The sequence below is a fragment of the Kitasatospora sp. NPDC056327 genome (genome assembly GCF_042261735.1).
In the GTDB taxonomy this organism is placed as follows: domain Bacteria; phylum Actinomycetota; class Actinomycetes; order Streptomycetales; family Streptomycetaceae; genus Kitasatospora.
This window is the reverse complement of sequence record NZ_JBHJRC010000054.1, coordinates 1-17,181: the sequence shown is the minus strand read 5'-3', so window position 1 is coordinate 17,181 and position 17,181 is coordinate 1. Positions and strand designations below refer to the sequence as shown.

16 protein-coding genes and 1 tRNA gene are annotated in these 17,181 nt (G+C 76.9%); 11 read left to right on the top strand and 6 right to left on the bottom strand.

The genetic code is table 11. The features are described 5' to 3' along the window. Positions 1–50: 50 nt before the first annotated feature. Together ACFCX4_RS11160 and ACFCX4_RS11155 are read left to right on the top strand one after the other, a co-directional pair. Complete coding sequence (locus ACFCX4_RS11160; protein WP_376140730.1) at positions 51–422, top strand: hypothetical protein; 372 nt, start codon at positions 51–53, stop codon at positions 420–422. A gap of 70 nt (positions 423–492) precedes the next feature. After that, positions 493–858 (top strand): VOC family protein, encoded by a 366-nt coding sequence (locus ACFCX4_RS11155; protein ID WP_376140728.1) that lies wholly within the window; start codon positions 493–495, stop codon positions 856–858. 96 nt (positions 859–954) lie between these two features. On the opposite strand, the gene ACFCX4_RS11150 is transcribed toward ACFCX4_RS11155, so the two are convergent. The 3 genes from ACFCX4_RS11150 to ACFCX4_RS11140 form a co-directional block, all read right to left on the bottom strand. Beyond that, positions 955–1,602: a 2'-5' RNA ligase family protein gene (locus tag ACFCX4_RS11150; protein WP_376140726.1), complete on the bottom strand. Its 648-nt coding sequence runs from the start codon at positions 1,600–1,602 to the stop codon at positions 955–957. Between the two features lie 132 nt (positions 1,603–1,734). Further along, complete coding sequence (locus ACFCX4_RS11145; protein ID WP_376140724.1) at positions 1,735–2,643, bottom strand: ornithine cyclodeaminase family protein; 909 nt, start codon at positions 2,641–2,643, stop codon at positions 1,735–1,737. 76 nt (positions 2,644–2,719) lie between these two features. Beyond that, positions 2,720–2,791 (bottom strand) — tRNA-Glu (locus ACFCX4_RS11140). A gap of 245 nt (positions 2,792–3,036) precedes the next feature. Between ACFCX4_RS11140 and ACFCX4_RS11135 the strand changes: the two genes are divergently transcribed. The 4 genes from ACFCX4_RS11135 to ACFCX4_RS11120 all read left to right on the top strand — a co-directional run bounded on the left by ACFCX4_RS11135 (position 3,037) and on the right by ACFCX4_RS11120 (position 6,731). Continuing rightward, the gene (locus tag ACFCX4_RS11135; protein WP_376140722.1) at positions 3,037–3,435 is read left to right on the top strand and encodes a DUF4440 domain-containing protein; all 399 of its coding nucleotides are present in this window, start codon (positions 3,037–3,039) and stop codon (positions 3,433–3,435) included. 76 nt (positions 3,436–3,511) lie between these two features. After that, entirely contained in the window at positions 3,512–3,985 is a 474-nt protein-coding gene (locus ACFCX4_RS11130) for a DUF3093 family protein (RefSeq protein ID WP_376140721.1), read from the top strand. A gap of 545 nt (positions 3,986–4,530) precedes the next feature. Then, a complete protein-coding gene (locus ACFCX4_RS11125) occupies positions 4,531–5,709 on the top strand; it encodes an MFS transporter (protein ID WP_376140720.1) in 1,179 nt (392 codons plus the stop codon). 179 nt (positions 5,710–5,888) lie between these two features. Further along, positions 5,889–6,731 carry an inositol monophosphatase family protein gene (locus ACFCX4_RS11120; protein WP_376140718.1) on the top strand — a complete coding sequence of 281 codons (843 nt, stop codon included), beginning with the start codon at positions 5,889–5,891 and terminating at the stop codon, positions 6,729–6,731. Positions 6,732–6,762: 31 nt separating this feature from the next. Here ACFCX4_RS11120 and ACFCX4_RS11115 read toward each other — a convergent pair whose 3' ends face one another. After that, the gene (locus ACFCX4_RS11115) at positions 6,763–10,764 is read right to left on the bottom strand and encodes a tetratricopeptide repeat protein (RefSeq protein ID WP_376140716.1); all 4,002 of its coding nucleotides are present in this window, start codon (positions 10,762–10,764) and stop codon (positions 6,763–6,765) included. A 355-nt stretch (positions 10,765–11,119) separates the two neighbouring features. Next, complete coding sequence (locus ACFCX4_RS11110) at positions 11,120–11,326, bottom strand: hypothetical protein (RefSeq protein ID WP_376140759.1); 207 nt, start codon at positions 11,324–11,326, stop codon at positions 11,120–11,122. On the opposite strand from ACFCX4_RS11110, the gene ACFCX4_RS11105 reads away from it, so the two are divergent. From ACFCX4_RS11105 to ACFCX4_RS11090, 4 genes are all read left to right on the top strand, one after another. Then, positions 11,295–11,372, top strand: a complete 78-nt coding sequence (locus ACFCX4_RS11105; protein WP_350540985.1) for a tryptorubin family RiPP precursor — start codon at positions 11,295–11,297, stop codon at positions 11,370–11,372. The genes ACFCX4_RS11110 and ACFCX4_RS11105 overlap by 32 nt on opposite strands. Positions 11,373–11,486: 114 nt before the next feature. Beyond that, positions 11,487–12,533, top strand: coding sequence for a cytochrome P450 (locus tag ACFCX4_RS11100; protein ID WP_376140714.1), 1,047 nt, complete (start codon positions 11,487–11,489; stop codon positions 12,531–12,533). A gap of 274 nt (positions 12,534–12,807) precedes the next feature. After that, positions 12,808–13,689: a glutaminase gene (locus tag ACFCX4_RS11095; RefSeq protein ID WP_376140756.1), complete on the top strand. Its 882-nt coding sequence runs from the start codon at positions 12,808–12,810 to the stop codon at positions 13,687–13,689. A gap of 229 nt (positions 13,690–13,918) precedes the next feature. Next, positions 13,919–14,983: a phosphatidylinositol-specific phospholipase C domain-containing protein gene (locus tag ACFCX4_RS11090; RefSeq protein ID WP_376140712.1), complete on the top strand. Its 1,065-nt coding sequence runs from the start codon at positions 13,919–13,921 to the stop codon at positions 14,981–14,983. Between the two features lie 73 nt (positions 14,984–15,056). On the opposite strand, the gene ACFCX4_RS11085 is transcribed toward ACFCX4_RS11090, so the two are convergent. Continuing rightward, positions 15,057–16,073, bottom strand: a complete 1,017-nt coding sequence (locus ACFCX4_RS11085; protein ID WP_376140710.1) for a GlxA family transcriptional regulator — start codon at positions 16,071–16,073, stop codon at positions 15,057–15,059. A 162-nt stretch (positions 16,074–16,235) separates the two neighbouring features. On the opposite strand from ACFCX4_RS11085, the gene ACFCX4_RS11080 reads away from it, so the two are divergent. Continuing rightward, positions 16,236–17,060 (top strand): trypsin-like serine protease, encoded by an 825-nt coding sequence (locus ACFCX4_RS11080; RefSeq protein ID WP_376140708.1) that lies wholly within the window; start codon positions 16,236–16,238, stop codon positions 17,058–17,060. The last annotated feature ends 121 nt before the right edge of the window (positions 17,061–17,181 follow it).

Sequence of the window (17,181 nt, the reverse complement as noted above, 5' to 3'; positions counted from 1 at the left end):
GGCCCGCGGGGGGCTGTGGGATCGTCGTGGCCGTGAACGGATCATGGCTGATGGACGGTACCGACGGCACTCCGGTGCCCGCCCTGCCCGGGGAGGTCCGGGCCGCCCTGCGAGCCCGGATCGCCGCCGGGCGGCTGGAGACCTGGCTGACCGGCCCGGCCGGCCGTTCACTGGCCTTCGTGACCAACACCGAGCGGGCGATGGTCGTCCTGCTGGAGCACCCGGGCGATCCCGGCGAGCACGCGGTGGACCCCTCGGCCGGACCGGACGACGAGAGCGACGGCTTCGAGCTCGCCAACGGCCAGTGCGACGAGTACCCGGACCGGGACACCGTCCCGCTCGACCGGGCGCTGCGGATCGTGGAGCACCTCGTGACCGGTGGGTCCTGGCCGGCCGACGCGGCGTGGGTGGCGGACCGCTGATCCGCCGGCCCTCGGCGCGGGTGCGCCGCGCCGGTCTGCGCCCCGGCCGGGGGCCTGTCAGGATGGCGCCATGGAACGTGTGCTCGGCATCGGCGGTCTCTTCCTGCGGGCCGCCGACCCCGCGGCCCTGCGCGCCTGGTACCGGGACCGCCTCGGTCTGGACCCGGACGAGCACGGCCCGTGGCAGCAGGAGGCCGGCCCGACGGTGTTCGCCGCCTTCGACGCCGACACGGACTACTTCGGCTCCCGCGCCCAGCAGGTCATGCTCAACTTCCGCGTCCGCGACCTGGACGCGATGCTCGCCCAACTGCGCGCCGGGGGAGCCGACGTGGCCGAGGAGACCGAGGACATGCCGGGCGTCGGCCGCTTCGGCTGGGTCACCGACCCGGAGGGCCGCCGGATCGAGCTCTGGCAGCCCGCCCGACCGGGTGGGTGAGCCGGTGCAGGGCCGGTGCGGGGCCGGTGCGGGGTCTTCGGCGGGGTTGGTGCCGCCGCACGGCCCCGCCCCGGGCACCGTACGCGCGCCGGTGGGTCAGGGGCGGCCGAGGGGGATGGTGGCGACCGGCTCCCAGGTGAGTTCCCAGCCGGTCGCCCCGCCGGGCCGGGGGTGCTGCCGGAAGCGGACGTCGAGGAGCTGGACGGCGCTGAAGCGGAAGGGCGCGTGGTCCGGCGAGATCCGGCCCAGGGCCGTCCGGAGGGCGTCGGGGGAGGCCTCGGCCCAGGCGTAGCCGAGCGAGATGTGCGGCCGTCCGCCGTCGTGCAGCAGGGCACCGGGGCCGCGGGTCGCACGGACGGCGTCGCGGACGCGCTCCCGCAGGTCGACCAGTGGCTGTTCGGGGTCGAGGTCGAGGGCGGCCCCGGCCCGGTTGGTGTGCGGGGAGCGGGCCTCGACCTCGATCGGGCCGGTGGTGGCCAGGTGCTCGCGCAGCGCCTCGGCCAGGGTGGCGCGCTCCCCGGCCGTGATCCTGTCGGAGGTGGTGTCGGCGATCATCTCGACCGTGCAGTGCAGCGTGTCCGGGCCCATCGGGGTGATGGGGCTGGGGAGCATCGCCGCCCGGCATTCGCGGACCAGGCGCGCGAGCCCGGTGCCGGTGTGCTGATCGGGGACGGCGTACACGTGCAGGACGGCGGCACCGTCGGGCCACGGCGCCCGCTGGAACCTCGGGACGAACTTCTCCATGGTCGACTGCTCCGTCGGGCCGGGACCGGTTCGTGGTCCGGCCACCGTAGCGGTCCGGTCCGCGCTCCCAGAAGGGCGCACACGGGGCGCCCGGTCGGCGCCCGGTGCCCGGGGCGCGCCCGGACGGCCGGGTCAGTGGAAGCCGAACGCCCTTGCCGTGCCCGCGGACCGGGCGGCCAGGTAGACGGGCCAGGCGAGGGCGAGGTCCTGCCAGGGGAGGCCGACCGGGGCGAAGACGGTGGGCCGGTCGTCGGGGCGGGCCGGGGCGGTGCCGCGCAGGACGTCGGACAGCGGCGTGGCGCCGAGCGGCCCGTTGGCCGGGTGCAGGACGCCGGAGGCGGCGGCGAGGCGGGGGTCGTCCACGACCAGGCGGCTCGCGCGCAGCAGGTCGGGGGACAGCTCGGTCTTGCCGGGTTCGTCGAAGCCGAGGGCGGTGAGGTGCAGGCCCGGCCGCAGGACGTCGGCGTCCAGCAGCGGCTCGCGCGCCCAGGTCGCGGTGATGACGATGTCCGCGGCCTCGGCGGCCGCCCGCGCGGAGGCCACCGGTGTGCCGACGGCCGCGGCCCGGTCCGGGTCGAGGTCGTGGGCGTACACCCGGTCGACCGGCCGCAGGGTGCGCAGGGCACGGAGCGTGGCGCGGCCCTGGGCGCCGGCGCCGATCACGGCGACCGTCCCCGCCTGCTCCGGCGCGAGGGCGTGGGTGGCCAGGGCGGCGGCCAGGCCGGTGCGCCAGGCGGTGACGGAGGCGGAGTCCAGCAGCGCCAGCAGTTCGCCGTCGGCCAGGGAGTGCAGGCAGACGATCCCGCGCAGCGCGGGCGTGGCGGCGGGGAACTTGGCGTTCACCTTCACCGTGTACGCGGGCACGTCGGGGAGGAGTCCGGGGACGAGGCACATGGCGGTGCCCGGCCCGGGCAGCGGGGAGCCGACCCGCCGGGCGGCCGGGAGCCGGTCGGCGGCGCGGAAGCCCGCGTCGAGCGCGGCCAGCACCGCCGGGACGTCCAGGGCCGCCTCGACGTCGGCGCGGGAGAGCAGCAGGGTCACGCGTGGTCTCCTCCGGATCCGGGCGACCGGAACGGCGCGGGGGCGGCACCCGTGGTACGGATGCCGCCCCCGCGGATGGAGCGCCGGGCCCGAATCGAACGAACTCCTCCCGCTGAAAGCGGGCGTGCTGCCAATGCACCACCGACGCCTGACCGACCTGGTCCCGGCCCGCTCGCGCGGCCCGCCCTGTCGACGGGGAAGAACGTACCAACGGATGATCAGAAATCGAAATCGCCGGTGCGGGGCGGTGACGGCCCGCCGGCCGGAGGACCGCGGCCCGGTCCGGGCGGCCGTTCGCCGATGCCCGGGCGGCCGTTCGCGGATGTCCGGGGCCGCCGTGCCAGGGCCTTCCGGAGGGGTGGACCGCAAGTCCTGCGGTGCTACGGTCGGATCATGTCCAAGGCTGAAATCGACCGGCTCACCGCAGAGTTCTTCGGCGCGTTCGACAACCGGGACGGCAAGGCCGCCGACGTCGCCCGGATCCGCCGGCTGATGCTCCCGCAGGGGGTGATCGTCAGCACCGCGCCCACCTTCACGGTCTACTCCGTCGAGGAGTTCATCGCCCCGCGCGAACGGCTGCTGGCCGACGGGCGCCTGGTCGGCTTCGCGGAGTGGGAGACCTCCGAGCGGACCGAGATCGCCGGGGACATCGCCTCGCGCTTCGGCGAGTACCGCAAGGCCGGAGTCCTGGACGGCGAGGTGTACGAGGGCGGCGGGACGAAGACCATCCAGTTCGTCCGTACCGCCGACGGCTGGCGGATCTCCGCCTTCGCCTGGCACGACGCGGTCTGAGCCGCGGAGCCCGCCGCGGGCGCCGTCCGACGGCCCGGCGGAACCGTCGGACTGACGGCGTGGCAGCATCCCGGGTGTGGTGATCTACGACGAACGACTCTCCGTCCCGCTGCGCTGGTGGCTCGCCGTCCTGACGGCCGCCGCCGCGCTCACGGCCGCCCTGCTCCCGCTCGGCCCGCTGCCCGCGGCGGGAGGGGGCGCGCTGCTGCTGGCGGTGGTGGCGCCGGCCGTGCGCGGGTACGGTGCGGTCCGGATCCGGGTCTGCGACGGCATCCTGGTGGCCGGCCCGATCGTGCTGCGCGGCGAGCACGCGGGCCCGGTGGAGGTCCTCGACGAGGCCGCGGCCTTCGCCTGGCGGACCAGGCTGGCCGGTCCCCGGGCCCGGCTGCTCCTGCGCGGCTACCTCCCGCGGGCCGTCCGCGTCGAGGTCGCGGAGCCCGGGCTGCTCTGCCCGTACGTCTATCTCTCGACCCGGCGGCCCGAGGCCCTCGCGGCCGCGCTGACGGAGGCCCGGGACCACTTCGGGGCTTCGGTCGTCGCCGGTCGGTGAGTGCGGCGGGCACCGGCGGCGGTTGCGGCGGGTGCCGGGCCGGGGGCGGGGGTGCCCAGTGGCGGTCGTGCGTGGCGTCGGGCTGTGGGGGCGGCGGCGGGCGCCGGGGCGGACGGACGCCGGTGTGCCGCTGCTCCGGCCGGGGGCGGGGGCCTGCGGGTGGCCCGTTGCTCCGTCGACGGGGCAGGGGCTCGCGATCGCCTCACCGCCCCGGCTGCCGCCGGGCGGGCGGCGCGGTCCGTCCCGCGGTGGCCGGTACCGCGGCGCCCGCCCGAACGGCACGGAACGGCGCGCCGGTGAGGCGCGTGGGCGGGCGCGGGCCGTCGGCCGCGCTCCGGGCCGGGGTGTCCCTCCGCGATGCCTCCGCGGCCTCCGGGGTGCCGTCGTGCCGCTCCCGCAGGGGCGACGGGGGGACTGCGGGGCGCTGGAGCCCGCGGATGCGCCGGGGGCGCACATCGGGGCGCCCCCGGGTGGTGTGATGGTGGTGCGCGAGGAGCGGGCACCGGTTCTGTCGAGGGGGGTGTGAGCGACAGAGGTTGGTGGCGGTGGTGGCACGGGTCGGGCGGTTGCGGCTGGTGGTCGGGTTCGGGGTCTTCGGGGTCTTCTGGGGCACATGGGGTGCGCTGATTCCGGAGATCCAGCGGCGGGCGCGGGTGGAGGACGGTGAACTCGGGGTCGCCGTGCTGATGATCGGACTCGGCGCGCTCTGTTCGATGAGGCTGGCCGGGGCGGCCGTGGACCGGTTCGGCCGTTCCGCCGTCGCCGCCCTCCTGGTGCTGATGGCGGTGGCGGCCGTGCTGCCCGGGTCGGCGCGCGGCGCGGCGGGGCTGATGGTCGCGCTGGCCGTCCTCGGCGCGGCGTCCGGCGGTGTCGACGTGGGCATCAACGCGCTGGCGAGCGCGGAGGAGGGCCGCTCCGGGCGCCTGATGAACGCCGCCCACGCGTGGTTCTCGGCCTGCGTGGTCCTCGGGGCCCTGACGACCGGGTTCGCGCTGGGCCGCGGTCTGGGGGCCGAAACGGTTCTGGTGCCGGCGGCCCTGCTGCTCGCCGCCGCCGCCGTGGTGATCCGCTGGACCGGGCCCGCCGAGCCGGCGCGCCCCACCGGTCCGGCGCCCGGCCGGCGGGGCGTCGCGGACCGGTCGGTCCGGCGGCTGGGGGTGCTGTGCGCGCTCGCCTTCGTGGTCGAGAACGTCTGGCAGAGCTGGAGCGCGGTGATGCTGCGTTCCGTCTTCCACACCGGGCCCGGCACGGCGGCGGCCGGGCCGGTGGTCTTCGCGGCGGCCGCCGCCGTCGGGCGGCTGGCCGGGCACGGACTCACCGGCCGGCTGCCGCAGCGCCGGCTGCTCGTCCTGGGCGCGGCGGTGGCGGCGGTCGGCACGCTGGCCGCCGCGCTCGCCCCGGGGGTGGGGACGATGCTGGCGGGGCTGGTCGTGGCGGGCCTGGGCATCTCGGTGTGCGCACCGACGGTCCTCTCCCTGGCGGGAGCGCTGGTCCGGCCCGAGGCCCGGTCCTCCGCCGTGGCCGTGGTCGCCTCGGTCGGCTACACGGGCTGCCTGGTGGGGCCCGCCGCCGTCGGTCTCGCCGCCTCGGTGACGGGCCTGCGGCCGGCACTCGCCGGGGTGGCCGGGGTCGCGGCGGCCCTGGCGTTCGCGGCGCTGCCGCCGCACCCGAAGCCCGATCCGGCCCCGGCCCCGATGGCGCCCCCGGCCCCGGCGGAGGGGTAGGGCGTGGCCGGGGGATCCCCGTGGATCCACCGGCCGGGCACCGTGGCGTGCCTGGCCCGGTGCCCGGCCGGAATCCGCAGGACGCGCCCGGTCCCACCGGGTGCCCCCGCCCCGCCCCCGTCTCCGCCCGTCCGTCCGGCAGGGGGCCACCGGCAACCAAGCTGTGGTGTGATGGGCGGATGATCGACGAACGATTCGCCGAGGAGTGCCTGGGCCCGGTGGAGGAGGCGGTCCGGCGTGCGTCGGCCGCCGAGATCATGCCGCGCTTCCGCGCGCTGACCGCCGACCAGGTGGCCGAGAAGAAGGGCCCGTACGACCTGGTCACCGTCGCCGACCGGGGCGCCGAGGCCCATCTGACGGCCTCCCTGACGGCGCTGCTGCCCGGCTCGGTCGTGGTCGGGGAGGAGTCGGTCGACGCGGACCCCGGCCTGTACGCGGAACTGGCCGGTGACCGCCCGGTCTGGATCGTCGACCCGATCGACGGCACCCGCGTGTTCGTCCAGGGCGAGGACGGCTTCTGCACCCTGGTCGCCCTCGCCCACCACGGCGAGCTGCTGGCCTCCTGGACGTACTCCCCGGTGCGCGACGAGATGGCGACGGCCCTGCGGGGCGGCGGCGCCCACCTCAACGGCGTGCCCCTGCGGGCCGGTTCGCCCGGGCCCGGCGGATGCCTGGAGATCGCCGCCTCCCACCCCCGGCACTCCGCGCCCGAGCGCAGACGCGTCCTGCTGCGCCTGCGCACCGAGGGCGTACGGATCCGCCCCGGCCTCGGCTCGGCCGGTCTGGAGTACCTGGACCTCGCCCGGGGCAGGCTGGACGCGACCGTGTTCGGCTGGGAGAACGCCTGGGACCACGCGGCCGGCCTGCTCCTGGTCACCGAGGCGGGCGGCGCCCACGCCACCCTGACCGGTGAGCCGTTCCGGCTGGCCGGCGGCAACGAGCTGCCCTTCGTCACCGCCCGGGACGCGGCGACCGTCGCCCGCCTGCGCGGGGTCCTCCTCGGCGACGGCCCCGCCGCGTAGGGCGTGTCCTGCGGATCACGGCGCGGGGCGGTCAGCCGCCCACGTGGTCCCGCACGGCGTCGGGCAGGCGCCGGCCGGTGACCGAGCGCCAGGCCCGTTCCACCGCCCGGGGACCGACGTCGCGGGCCAGCAGCCGCAGGTTGACCGCGCTGGGCCAGGTCATCGGGTGCGGGAACTCCTCGAAGCAGGTGATGCTGCGGACCAGCCACTCCATCGCCTCGCGCGGCCGCCCCTGCTCCGCGGCGAACAGCCCGAACTGCCCGAAGGTCCGCACCAGCCCCGGGGTGTCGCCGATCCGGTGCGAGACGTCCAGCGCCTTGCGGTAGCGGGCCTCGGCGTCCGCCGCCCGGCCGCCCGTCTGGGCGGTGAGCCCGAGCTGGTGGTAGCCGACCGAGACGCCCGCCTGGTCGCCCAGCTCCTCCCGGACCGCCAGCGCCCGCGCGAACCAGGTCTCCGCCCCGGCGAGGTCCCCGCGCCGGGTGGCGACCACGCCGAGCTGGTGCTGGCTGGCGGCCGTGCCGGGCCGGTCGCCGAGGTCCTGCCGGATCTCCAGCGCCTTGCGGTGCCGGGCCTCGGCCTCCTCGAACCGCTCCTGCGCCGCCGCCAGGACACCGAGCTGGTGGTGGCTGCGGGCGGTGTCCGGCAGGCTGCCCGACGCCTCGGAGAGGGCCAGCGCCTCCGTGCCCCACTTCTCGGCCGCGGCCAGGCGGCCCAGTTCCGCGGCGACGGCGGCGAGCCGGTGGTGGAGCTCGGTCGCGAGGGGCGGGTCGGCGGGTTCCCCGAGGGAGGCCAGCGCGCGTCCGTAGGACAGGTAGGCCTCCTCGAAGCGGCCCTCCTCCTGGGCCAGGACGCCGAGCAGGTGCCGGCAGCCCGCGGCCGGCCGGGACTCGCCCAGGCGCTCGAAGCCGTCGAGTGCCTGCCGGGTGCGCCGCTCGGCGTCGTCGGTCCGGCCGAGGCGGTGGGCGATGACGCCCAGCTGGTGGTGGCCGAGCGCGATGCCGTCGGCGTCGCCCAGCCGCTCCAGCAGGGCGAGCGCGTGCAGGTACCACTCCTCTGCGGCGGCGAAGTCGCCCCGGTCCACGGCGAGCCGGCCGAGCTGCTGGTAGCCGTCGGCGAGGTCGTCGAGCTGCTCCTGGTCCGGCTGCCGACCGTCGACGGCCCGGTGGACCTCCTGGAGGGCGTGGTCGGCCTCCCCGGTGCGGCCCGCCCGGAGCAGGCGCCGGGCGTCGGCACCGACCACGGACAGCCAGAGCGCGCCGGCCGGCGTGTCGGCGTCCGGCGGACCGTCCCCGGGCGCCTCCACGGCGGCCCGGATCCGGTCGGTCCAGGCGCGTGCCTCGGCGTCCGGCCCGTGCGCGTCCCAGTGGGCGGACAGCGGGCGGACGAGTGCCAGCGCCTGCGGCCAGAGACCCTGGTCGACGGCCCGGCCGAGCAGGGCGCCGATGGTGCGCCGCTGGAGGGCGAGCGCGGTCAGGGCGAACGCGGCGCTGCCGTCCCGCAGCTCACGGGTGAGCAGCAGGCAGAAGTTGACCTGTGCGCCGAGCAGGGCCTGCGCGGCGGCCTCGTGCTGCTCGGAGTACCCGGGTTCCTCGGCCCGCCACCGGAGGGTCAGCCGGGCGGCGATCGCCGGGTGGACCAGGAACGCGGTGCCGCCGTCCGCGGGGGTGAGCAGACCGAGGCCGGCCGCGAGGCCGAGCAGCCGCTGCCAGTCCTCGGTGCCGCGGTCGCGGAAGCGTTCGGGCAGGAGCGGCTGACGGGAGAGCAGGGCGAGCCCGGTGGCGTCCACGGTGCCGTGGAAGAGCGTGACGGCCGCCAGGGCCCGCCGGTCGGCCTCGCCCAGCCTGGCCAGCGCGTAGGCGGTGCCGACGGCCAGGGCGGTGTCCGCGGCGGCGTCGGGGGAGTCGGCCGGACCGGCCGGCCGAGCGCCCGGCGGATCGTCGGTGCCGGCCCGGCTCCGGACGAGGGTGTCCAGGGCCTGCCAGGGCTCGTGCACCCCGAGCGAGGACAGCACCAGGCGCATGCGCAGCGGATGCCCGTCCAGCCACTCCAGCAGCTCGCCGAAGACCCGCAGACCGCGCTTGCGGACGGTGTCGGGGCCGGGGTCGAGCAGGTGGCCGGCGTACTCGGCGGCCTCCTCGGGGAGCAGGCCGGACACCTCGATCCGCCGGGGCACGGGGCCCAGCCAGTCCTGGTGGCCCCGGCCGGTGAGGACGGCCGCGCTGCGCCCGCGCCGGGCCAGGCGTTCGAGGAACGCCCGCAGGGCGGCGCGCTCCTCCTCCTCGTCCGCCCCGGAGCCGGGCACCGCCCGGTCGGGCGCCGGGCCGGGCGGCGCGGCCAGGGCGTCCACGTCGTCCCAGATCAGCAGCAGGTCCCGGGTGGCCAGGGCCTGTTCGACGGCCTCCAGGCGCTCGGCCGCCGCGAGCGGGCCGAACTCCTCGGGGGCGAAGAGCCGGTGGCCGATCCGGTCGACCACCCCGGCCAGTCCCGGGGCCGCCGTCCCGGGGCCGGAGGTGTGCACGATCACCGCCTCCGGCCCGTCCGGCGCGCCGGTGTCGAGGCGCCAGCGGCCGAAGGCCTTGGCCAGCTCCGTCTTTCCCCGGCCCGCGGCGCCGTGGAGGACGACCACCCGGTGCGACCTGGTCGCCGCGTCGAGGTCGAGCAGCAGCCCGTCCCGTCCGACGAACTCCCCGACGGGGGCGAGGTCCTCCGTGCCGTCCGGTGTCCCGGCGGCCCGGGGCGGGCCGGGCGGGACGGCGGCCAGGTCGAGGGTGCCGTCGGAGTCCGGCCCGGGGTGTCCGGCGGGTGCGAGCGGCCGGACCGGCAGCGCAGGGAACGTCACCTCGGCGCGGCGGTGGAGGACGGGGACCAGCCAGTCGGCCAGCGGCAGCGGGCCCTTGGGGGAGGAGCGCAGATCCTGTTCGGCGAGCCGCCGGCGTCCGGCCGCCACCGCCAGGGCGACCGGGTCGCCGGCCAGCAGCCGCTCGTGGAACGCGGCCGTGAACTCCGCCGCGGCCGCGGCCCGGAGGCCGTGCGGCAGCGTGAGCACGGCGCCGGCGCCCTCCTCCAGCAGCTGGGCGGCGGCCGCGGCTCCCGCCTCGCCGGCGGGGTCCCCCGACCGGCCGGAGTGCAGGACCACCAGCGGGACCCCGGTGGCGGCCAGCAGCCGGGCGACCCGCCGGACGGGCACCGGCTCGGTGCCGCCGCCGGGCTGTTCGAGCACCAGCACGCCGCGGGGGCCGTCACCGCGGGCGGCCCGGGGGAGGCGGGCGGCCCGGGGCCAGGCGGCCTCGATGGCGGCCCCGGCCTCGAAGCCGGGGCCGGCCGGCACGGGGAGCACACCGGGGCCGTCGAAGTGCACGACCTGGAACGGCCGGTCCTCCTCCCGGGCCCCGCGCAGGGCCTCGGCCAGCCCCGTGAGGGTCGGCGGGCGCAGCACGCTGATCTCCACCGGGTCGGCGGAGGCGCCGGGCCGGCGCAGCAGCGGCAGGGCGACGGTCGTGTGGCCGGCGTCGGCGGGGCCGTCCGGCCGGGTGGTGACGACCAGCACCCGCAGCCGGGAGCCGCCGGCCGCGGCGACCGTGCGGACGGGGTCGGCGCCGGCCGGGCACCTGGTCACCACGACGCCGTCGAGGGCGAGCGGCACCGGGCGGTCCGGGTCGGTCATCAGTTCCCAGGGCAGGGCGAGCAGCGGGGCGGACGCCGAGCGGAGCAGGATCTCCAGGGGGCCGCCGCGCTCCCTGGCCCGGAGGTAGGCGTCGCGGGCGGGGCCGGTGCCGAGCAGGGCGGAGAACATCCGGGCGCCCCACCCGGGGAGCTGGCGGGCGATGTGCGGGCCCCGCTCGCCGTAGGCTCCGAAGGGGCTCCGGAGGTAGTCCTCCAGGTACCAGCGCAGGCTCTCCCGGGCGGTGTCGTCCAGGGGTCTGCGCAGCCATCCGGCGTCGCCGGCGGATGCCGGGGACACCTCCCCGGCCGGCCACTCCGTCACGGACATCCGGCCGTCGGTGTGGAGGTCCAGCACCAGACGTTCGACCACAATCGCCCCCAGCGAGAGCGGGGCGGCCGGGCGGCCGTTCCGCTGCGGAGCACAGGGTAGCGGCGTCGCCACCGGGTCCGGGCGTCCGGGCACAAAGACGCGGTAACGATCCGTCGAAGACGCGCCGGGCGGATCGGGCGGCGAAGGGGCAGCCGCGTTGCCCGAAAGGGCAGACCGAACGTTCCGTCGGGGTCGTGACCTGCCGCCGGACCCTCGAACGGAACCCTCCGTTCACCTGGCGGACATTCGGACGGGCGGTGCCGTGACCAGGGATGTCGCGCTCGCGTCAACCGGCGGGCGGTGCTCCGAGGGGGCGTCGGGCCCGGCGCGGCGGCGGTGCTCCAGGTGAGCTGCGTCACTTGACCGTGTTTTCGGCCCGGTATTCACTTCTTGCGGCGCCGGAAATCGGATCGGGAAATCCGGCGGAGCCCGGCGGGGAGTTCCGCCGGATTCCCCGGAGCACCGCCGCCGCCGACCGCTCGCCGAAGGGTTGTTCGTCCTCTTTCCCTCGAACAGACGGAGGTGCTGTCATGAAGCTCGTCCACTTCGTGAAGAAGGTCATGCCGGAGAAGAGCCTGAAGGCCTACGCCTGGTACGGCTGGATCTAGTCCGCGGCGGTCCTCCGCCCCGGACGCGTGCCCGGCGGGTTCCACCCGGACCCGCCGGGCACGGGCCGCTCATCACGAGCGGACCACCACAGCCGCCCACCCCTGGAGTCACGGATGGCCATGTCCAGCACCGGCCGGCGCCCCCGCGTCACCCTCTTCGCGCCGCGGATCGACGAACTGCTGCACAAGTATCGAGGTCAGGACCTCTTCCGGCTGGAGGCGGACACGGTCGGGGTCGCCGGTGCCGACCTCATGGACGGGCTGCTGCGGAGCCGGCCGGCCAATGCCGAGGAGCGTCCGACCTTCAAGCCCGTGCGGGGACGGCAGGTCGGCCGGGCCGACGCCTCCGCGCTCATGCAGGCCGTCTCCGCCGACGTGCGGGCCGCGCTCGGGAAGCCGCCGGGCGACCCGGCGGACCTCTCCGGGAACTGGCCGCACACCCCGCACGTGTACCTGCGGGACCTGGTGTTCGGCCGGGAGAGTTTCCGTTTCCGGGTGCTCGTGGACCGCCGTCTGGAACTCACGCCGAAATTGACCTGGATGGCCGTCGCGGCGGGTACGGCGATGCTCGGAAAACCCGGCACGGGGATTCCGCTGTCGAATCTCGCGGCCCGTGTCCTGGAGGCCCGGACGTACGACGACCGTCGCTACGCGATGTACCTCTACCGGCGGGTGGCGGCGCCGATCTGCTTCACCGTGGCCGCGCTCGTGACCAACGCGGTCTGGCTCGGGGCGCCCTTCGACGACGACGTGCCCAACCGGGACGTGCTGCTGGAGGCACTGCGGCTGCTGCCGCCGTCCTGGAACATCCTGCGCGTCGCCTCCCCGGAGTTCGGCGCCGTCGACGGCCGGATCGGCCGGGGGGACGACATCCTGATGCTCCCGCTGCTGAGCCACCGCGACCCCCGGCTCTGGGGGGACCCGGAGGACTTCCGCCCGGAGCGCTGGAAGGGCCTGGATCCCGACACCCAGCCCGGCTACCTGCCGTTCGGGCACGCCGGTGAACGCTGCTGGGGGCGCCACATGGTGATGCCGCTGGCCGAGCGGATCCTCGACCTGGTGCGCCGCGACGGTCTGGTGGTGGACCCGCGGCAGCGGATCGGCCGGGTCGAGCTGGACGGTCTGCTGGAGGTCTCCGGCGTCCGGATGGTCCGCGGCTGACGGCCCCGGGGCGCGGGGCCGGCGTCCGGCGCCCCGCCCGTACGGCCCCGGCGGTCCCTGACCCGGCGACACCCGCCGACCCGGCGGCGGCACGCCGGGGCACGCCGACGACAATGGCGGCGTGACCGACACGAACCACCCGGACCATCCCCACGACCCGATCCCCCCGAACGGCCCGGACGATCCCGACGGCCGGTACCGCGCACCGCACGCGCACGGCCCGCACCACCCGGCCGTCACCGACGTGGACCACGAGGCGCTGGTGCGCGACGCCATGGCGGCGGCCGTCCGCTCGCCGCTGCGCGGCCGGGTGGCCGACTACATCCCGGCGCTCGCCGAGGCCGACCCGGCCGCGTTCGGGATGGCCATCGCCACCGTCGACGGCCGGGTGTCCGGGGCGGGGGACTGGCTGCGGCCGTTCTCCGTGCAGTCGGTGTCCAAGCTGTTCTCCCTCGCCCTGGCCCTGGCCGAGGGAGGCGACGCGCTGTGGAGCGGCGTCGGCCGGGAGCCCTCCGGCAACCCGTTCAACTCGCTGGTCCAGCTGGAGTCCGAACACGGCATCCCGCGCAATCCCTTCATCAACGCCGGCGCCCTCGTGGTGACCGACCGCCTGCTCGAACTCACCGGTGACGCGAGCGGCGCCGTGCTGGACCTCCTGCGCGCCGAGTCCGGCGACCCGGGCGTCGCCGTGAACCGCGCGGTGGCCGCCTCCGAGGCCGAGCACGGCCACCGCAACGCCGCGATGGCCCACTTCATGGCCGGTTACGGCAACCTGCGCAACCCCGTCGAGGACGTCCTCGCCCACTACTACGCGCACTGCGCGATCGAGGCGAACTGCCGGGACCTGGCACTGGCTGGCCTCTTCCTCGCCCGCCACGGCGTGCGCGCCGACGGCTCGCGGCTGCTCTCGCGCAGCGAGGCCAAGCGGATCAACGCGGTGCTGCTCACCTGCGGCACCTACGACGCCGCGGGCGAGTTCGCCTACCGGGTCGGCCTGCCCGGCAAGAGCGGGGTGGGCGGCGGCGTCCTCGCCGTCCTGCCCGGCCGCGGCGCGGTCTGCGCCTGGAGCCCCGGCCTGGACGCCGCGGGCAACTCGGTGCTCGGCGTCGCGGCCCTGGACGCCCTGACGACGGCCACCGGCTGGTCCGTCTTCTGACCCGGGCCGGCCCTCCGCCGGTCCGCCCGCCCCGGGTCCGCCGCTCCGCCCGTCGTTCCGTCCGCCCGTTTCGCCGGACGCGGCCGGTGACGGAGCGGCAGCTGACGGTCACATGGTTGTGGTGTCCTCTTCACCGGCCCGACGGGTGGACCGGTCATGCTTCGCACCGGCGGTGGCCACCGCCGTGGGCGCGCCCGCCAGCATGCGCACTGACAAGGGGACTGACACCGTGACCGTCCGCCGCACCCTCATCGGCATCCTCTCCGCCGGCCTGCTCGTCGCGGCCGCCGCCGTCCTGCCCACCGGCACCGCCGCGCAGGCCGCCGCCACCCCGGGCGAGCTCCCGTTCGCCGGCACGACCACCGTCGGCCTGCACAACACCTACGACCCGGCCGCCTTCCCCTACCTCGCCCAGGGCCTGGACACCGGCACCGGCATGATCGAGCTGGACGCCTGGCCGAACGCCTTCACCAAGGAGTGGAAGGTCAGCCACTCCAACCCGCTGGGCAACGCCAACAACTGCGTCAGCGCGAGCACGCCCGCCCAGCTCTACTCCGGCAGCGCCAACAAGAACCTGGAGAGCTGCCTGGACGACGTGCGGATCTGGCTCGGCGCCCACCCCGGCGCGGGCCCGCTGGTGATCAAGCTGGAGCTGAAGCCGGGCTTCTCCGGGAACCTCGGCATGGGCCCCGCCCACCTCGACGCGCTGATCGCCGCGCACCTCGGCTCCGCCGCGCTGCGCCCGGCCGACCTGCTCGCCAGGCCGGGCGGCGGCTCCTACCCCGACCTCGACGAGGCGGTCCGGGCGGGCAACTGGCCGACCCGGGCGTCGCTCGCCGGCCGCGTGCTGGTGTACGTGATCCCCGGCACCGTCGAACTGGACAACCCGTTCGACACCCTGCACACCGACGTCGAGTACGGGCGGTACCTGCGGGACCTCGCCGCCGCCGGGCGGATCGGCGAGGCCCGGATGTTCCCCACCGCGCTCGGCGCGGCGTCCGGCGACCCGCGCAGCCGGTACGGCGAGACCTCGATCCGCCCGTGGTTCGTGGTCTTCGACGGCGACGCCGCCACCTACGTCAACGGCCTCGACACCGCCTGGTACGACGCCAACCACTACCTGCTGACGATGACCGACGCCCACAACGTCGCCCCCGCCATCAGCAACACCGACCCCACCGCGGAGCAGGCCCGCGCCCGCGCCGAGCAGCTCGCCCGCGCCCACGCGACCATCGTCTCCAGCGACTGGCGCAGGCTCCCCGCCGTCCAGTCCCTCGTCCTCCCGCGCGGCTGACCCGGGCCGGCCGCGACCGGTCCCGGCCGACCGCGGCCGCCGGCCCGGCCCGCCAGCGCGAGGGGACGTCGGGTCAGCGGGCCGGCGGGCCCCCGGGGCCGGGCGGCGGGACCTCCCGGGGCGGGGTCAGCGAGGTGACGAGGGAACGGAAGGCGGCGCGGTACACGCTCGGCGTGGTGCCGGTGTACCGCTGGAAGTGGTGGCGCAGGTTGGCCGGTGTGCCGAGCCCGGTACGGGCGGCGATCCGGGCGACCGGCTCGTCGCCGCGTTCCAGCAGCCGCTGCGCCCGCTGGATGCGCGCACGCAGCAGGTACTGCAGCGGCGGCAGACCGGTCTCGGCCCGGAACCGGCGGGACAGCCCGCGGACGGTGAGCCCGGCGTGGCCGGCCAGGTCGTCCAGGGTCAGCGGGCGGTCGAGCCGTGCCTCCAGCCAGCCGAGCGTGGGGCCGAGGGCGTCGCCAGGCAGCGGCGCGTCGGCCCGGACCCCCTGGTCGGGACCCGGCTCGTACAGCTCAAGGAACATCTGCCGCTCGGTCTCGACGGCCACCGCGTCGCCGTGGTCCAGGGTGATCAGCCGCAGGAAGAGGTCGACGCCGCCCAGCACCCCGGTGGCGGTGTGGAACGGGCCGTCCACCACCACCGCCCCGTCCGGGGCCACGTCGACCGCGGGGTGACGGCGGGCCAGCTCGGCGGCGAGCCCGGGGGCGGTGGAGGCCCGGCGGCCGTCCAGCAGACCGGTCGCGGCCAGGGTGAAGGTCCCCGCGCCGACCGCCCCGATCCGGCACCCCCGGGCCGTGGCCGACCGCAGGGCGGCGACCACCCCCGGCGGCGGCCCGTCGGGATGCCCGGAGTGTCCCGCCACCACCACGGTGTCGCCCTCCGCCAGGGTGTCCAGCCCGTCCAGGCCCCACGGCGTCGTCACGCCGAACGCCCCCGGCCCGCCGGCCGACCGGAAGCCGGGCGCGGCGCAGAGCCGCACCTCGTACGCGACGCGCGGATGGCAGCGGGCGGCCGTGCCGAAGCACACCCCGGGAGTGGTGACGTGCGGACCCGGCACACCGTCGAGCAGCAGGAGGGCGATCACTGGCATGTCCAGAATTTTGCCAAGGGTGACATCGCCGCCGCTGTCGGCCCCCCTGGCCCGCGACGAAGGATGGTCACTACCGGCACCGCAGGTCACAGGCCCCGCGGCCGCCGGTTCCACCATCCAGGGGCGTGCCCGCGCACGCCCTCGAACGAACGGGGACCACCCATGTCCGCAACCTCCTCCCGGCCGCGCCGCGCGGCGCGCGTCCTCACCGTCGCCCTCGCGGCGGCGGCCTGCGCCGTGACCGTCGCGGGGCCCGCCGGAGCCGTCGTCAACGGCCGCAACGCGACCGAGAGCTACCCCTTCATGGCCTCGATCCCGGAGACCGTGCCCGGCGCGGGCTCCGTCGAGGGCGTCTGCGGGGCCAGCCTGATCCACCCCCGCTGGGTGCTCACCGCCGCGCACTGCGTGGACACCAGGCTGGTGCAGCCCGACGGCATCGTGCGGATCGGCTCCGACCGGCGCACCAGCGGCGGCACCGTCCGCACCATCGAGCGCACCGTCACCCACCCCGGGTACGCGCTGGGCGAGGCGGCCGGGGCGAACAAGGACGACCTGGCGCTCGTCCGCCTCGACCGGGCCGCGCCGCAGACGCCGATCCGGCTCGCCGACCGTGCCGTCCCCGGGACGCCGACCCGCCTGCTGGGCTTCGGCACGACGACCGACACCACCGACATCACCAAGGCGACCTTCGCCAAGCGGCTGAAGCAGCTCGACACCCGGATCGGCGCCGTCAACGAGTGCGAGCCGGGCCGGGCCGGCCTGGCCCGGCTCTGCACGGTGAGTCCGGTGCCCGGCGCGATGGCCTGCATCGGCGACTCCGGTGGCCCGCAGCTCCAGCGCGGCCGGGGCGGGCGCTGGGAGCTGGTCGGCGCCACCTCCGGCGACGGCGACGGCGACCCGACCTGCTCGACCGGCCCCGGCCTCTACAGCAGCGTGCCCGCCTACGCCGACTGGATCCGGTCGACCATCCGGGCCTACGGCGACTGATCACCGGGCGGCCCACCGGCGGCGCGGCGTGCCCCACCCCGAGGCCGGGCGGCGCGGACGCCGGGATCCGCCGGGTGGTCGGCCGCCCAGTCGGCGGCCTCCAGCAGGACGGCGAGGAAGC

Excerpts from the sequence above, each read along its gene's own strand:
- ACFCX4_RS11160 (WP_376140730.1), top strand. The coding sequence starts at position 51 with ATGGACGGTACCGACGGCACTCCGGTGCCCGCCCTGCCCGGGGAGGTC.
- ACFCX4_RS11155 (WP_376140728.1), top strand. The coding sequence starts at position 493 with ATGGAACGTGTGCTCGGCATCGGCGGTCTCTTCCTGCGGGCCGCCGAC.
- ACFCX4_RS11150 (WP_376140726.1), bottom strand. The coding sequence starts at position 1,602 with ATGGAGAAGTTCGTCCCGAGGTTCCAGCGGGCGCCGTGGCCCGACGGT.
- ACFCX4_RS11135 (WP_376140722.1), top strand. The coding sequence starts at position 3,037 with ATGTCCAAGGCTGAAATCGACCGGCTCACCGCAGAGTTCTTCGGCGCG.
- ACFCX4_RS11120 (WP_376140718.1), top strand. The coding sequence starts at position 5,889 with ATGATCGACGAACGATTCGCCGAGGAGTGCCTGGGCCCGGTGGAGGAG.
- ACFCX4_RS11105 (WP_350540985.1), top strand. The coding sequence starts at position 11,295 with ATGAAGCTCGTCCACTTCGTGAAGAAGGTCATGCCGGAGAAGAGCCTG.
- ACFCX4_RS11110 (WP_376140759.1), bottom strand. The coding sequence starts at position 11,326 with ATGACCTTCTTCACGAAGTGGACGAGCTTCATGACAGCACCTCCGTCT.
- ACFCX4_RS11100 (WP_376140714.1), top strand. The coding sequence starts at position 11,487 with ATGGCCATGTCCAGCACCGGCCGGCGCCCCCGCGTCACCCTCTTCGCG.
- ACFCX4_RS11095 (WP_376140756.1), top strand. The coding sequence starts at position 12,808 with ATGGCGGCGGCCGTCCGCTCGCCGCTGCGCGGCCGGGTGGCCGACTAC.
- ACFCX4_RS11085 (WP_376140710.1), bottom strand. The coding sequence starts at position 16,073 with ATGCCAGTGATCGCCCTCCTGCTGCTCGACGGTGTGCCGGGTCCGCAC.
- ACFCX4_RS11080 (WP_376140708.1), top strand. The coding sequence starts at position 16,236 with ATGTCCGCAACCTCCTCCCGGCCGCGCCGCGCGGCGCGCGTCCTCACC.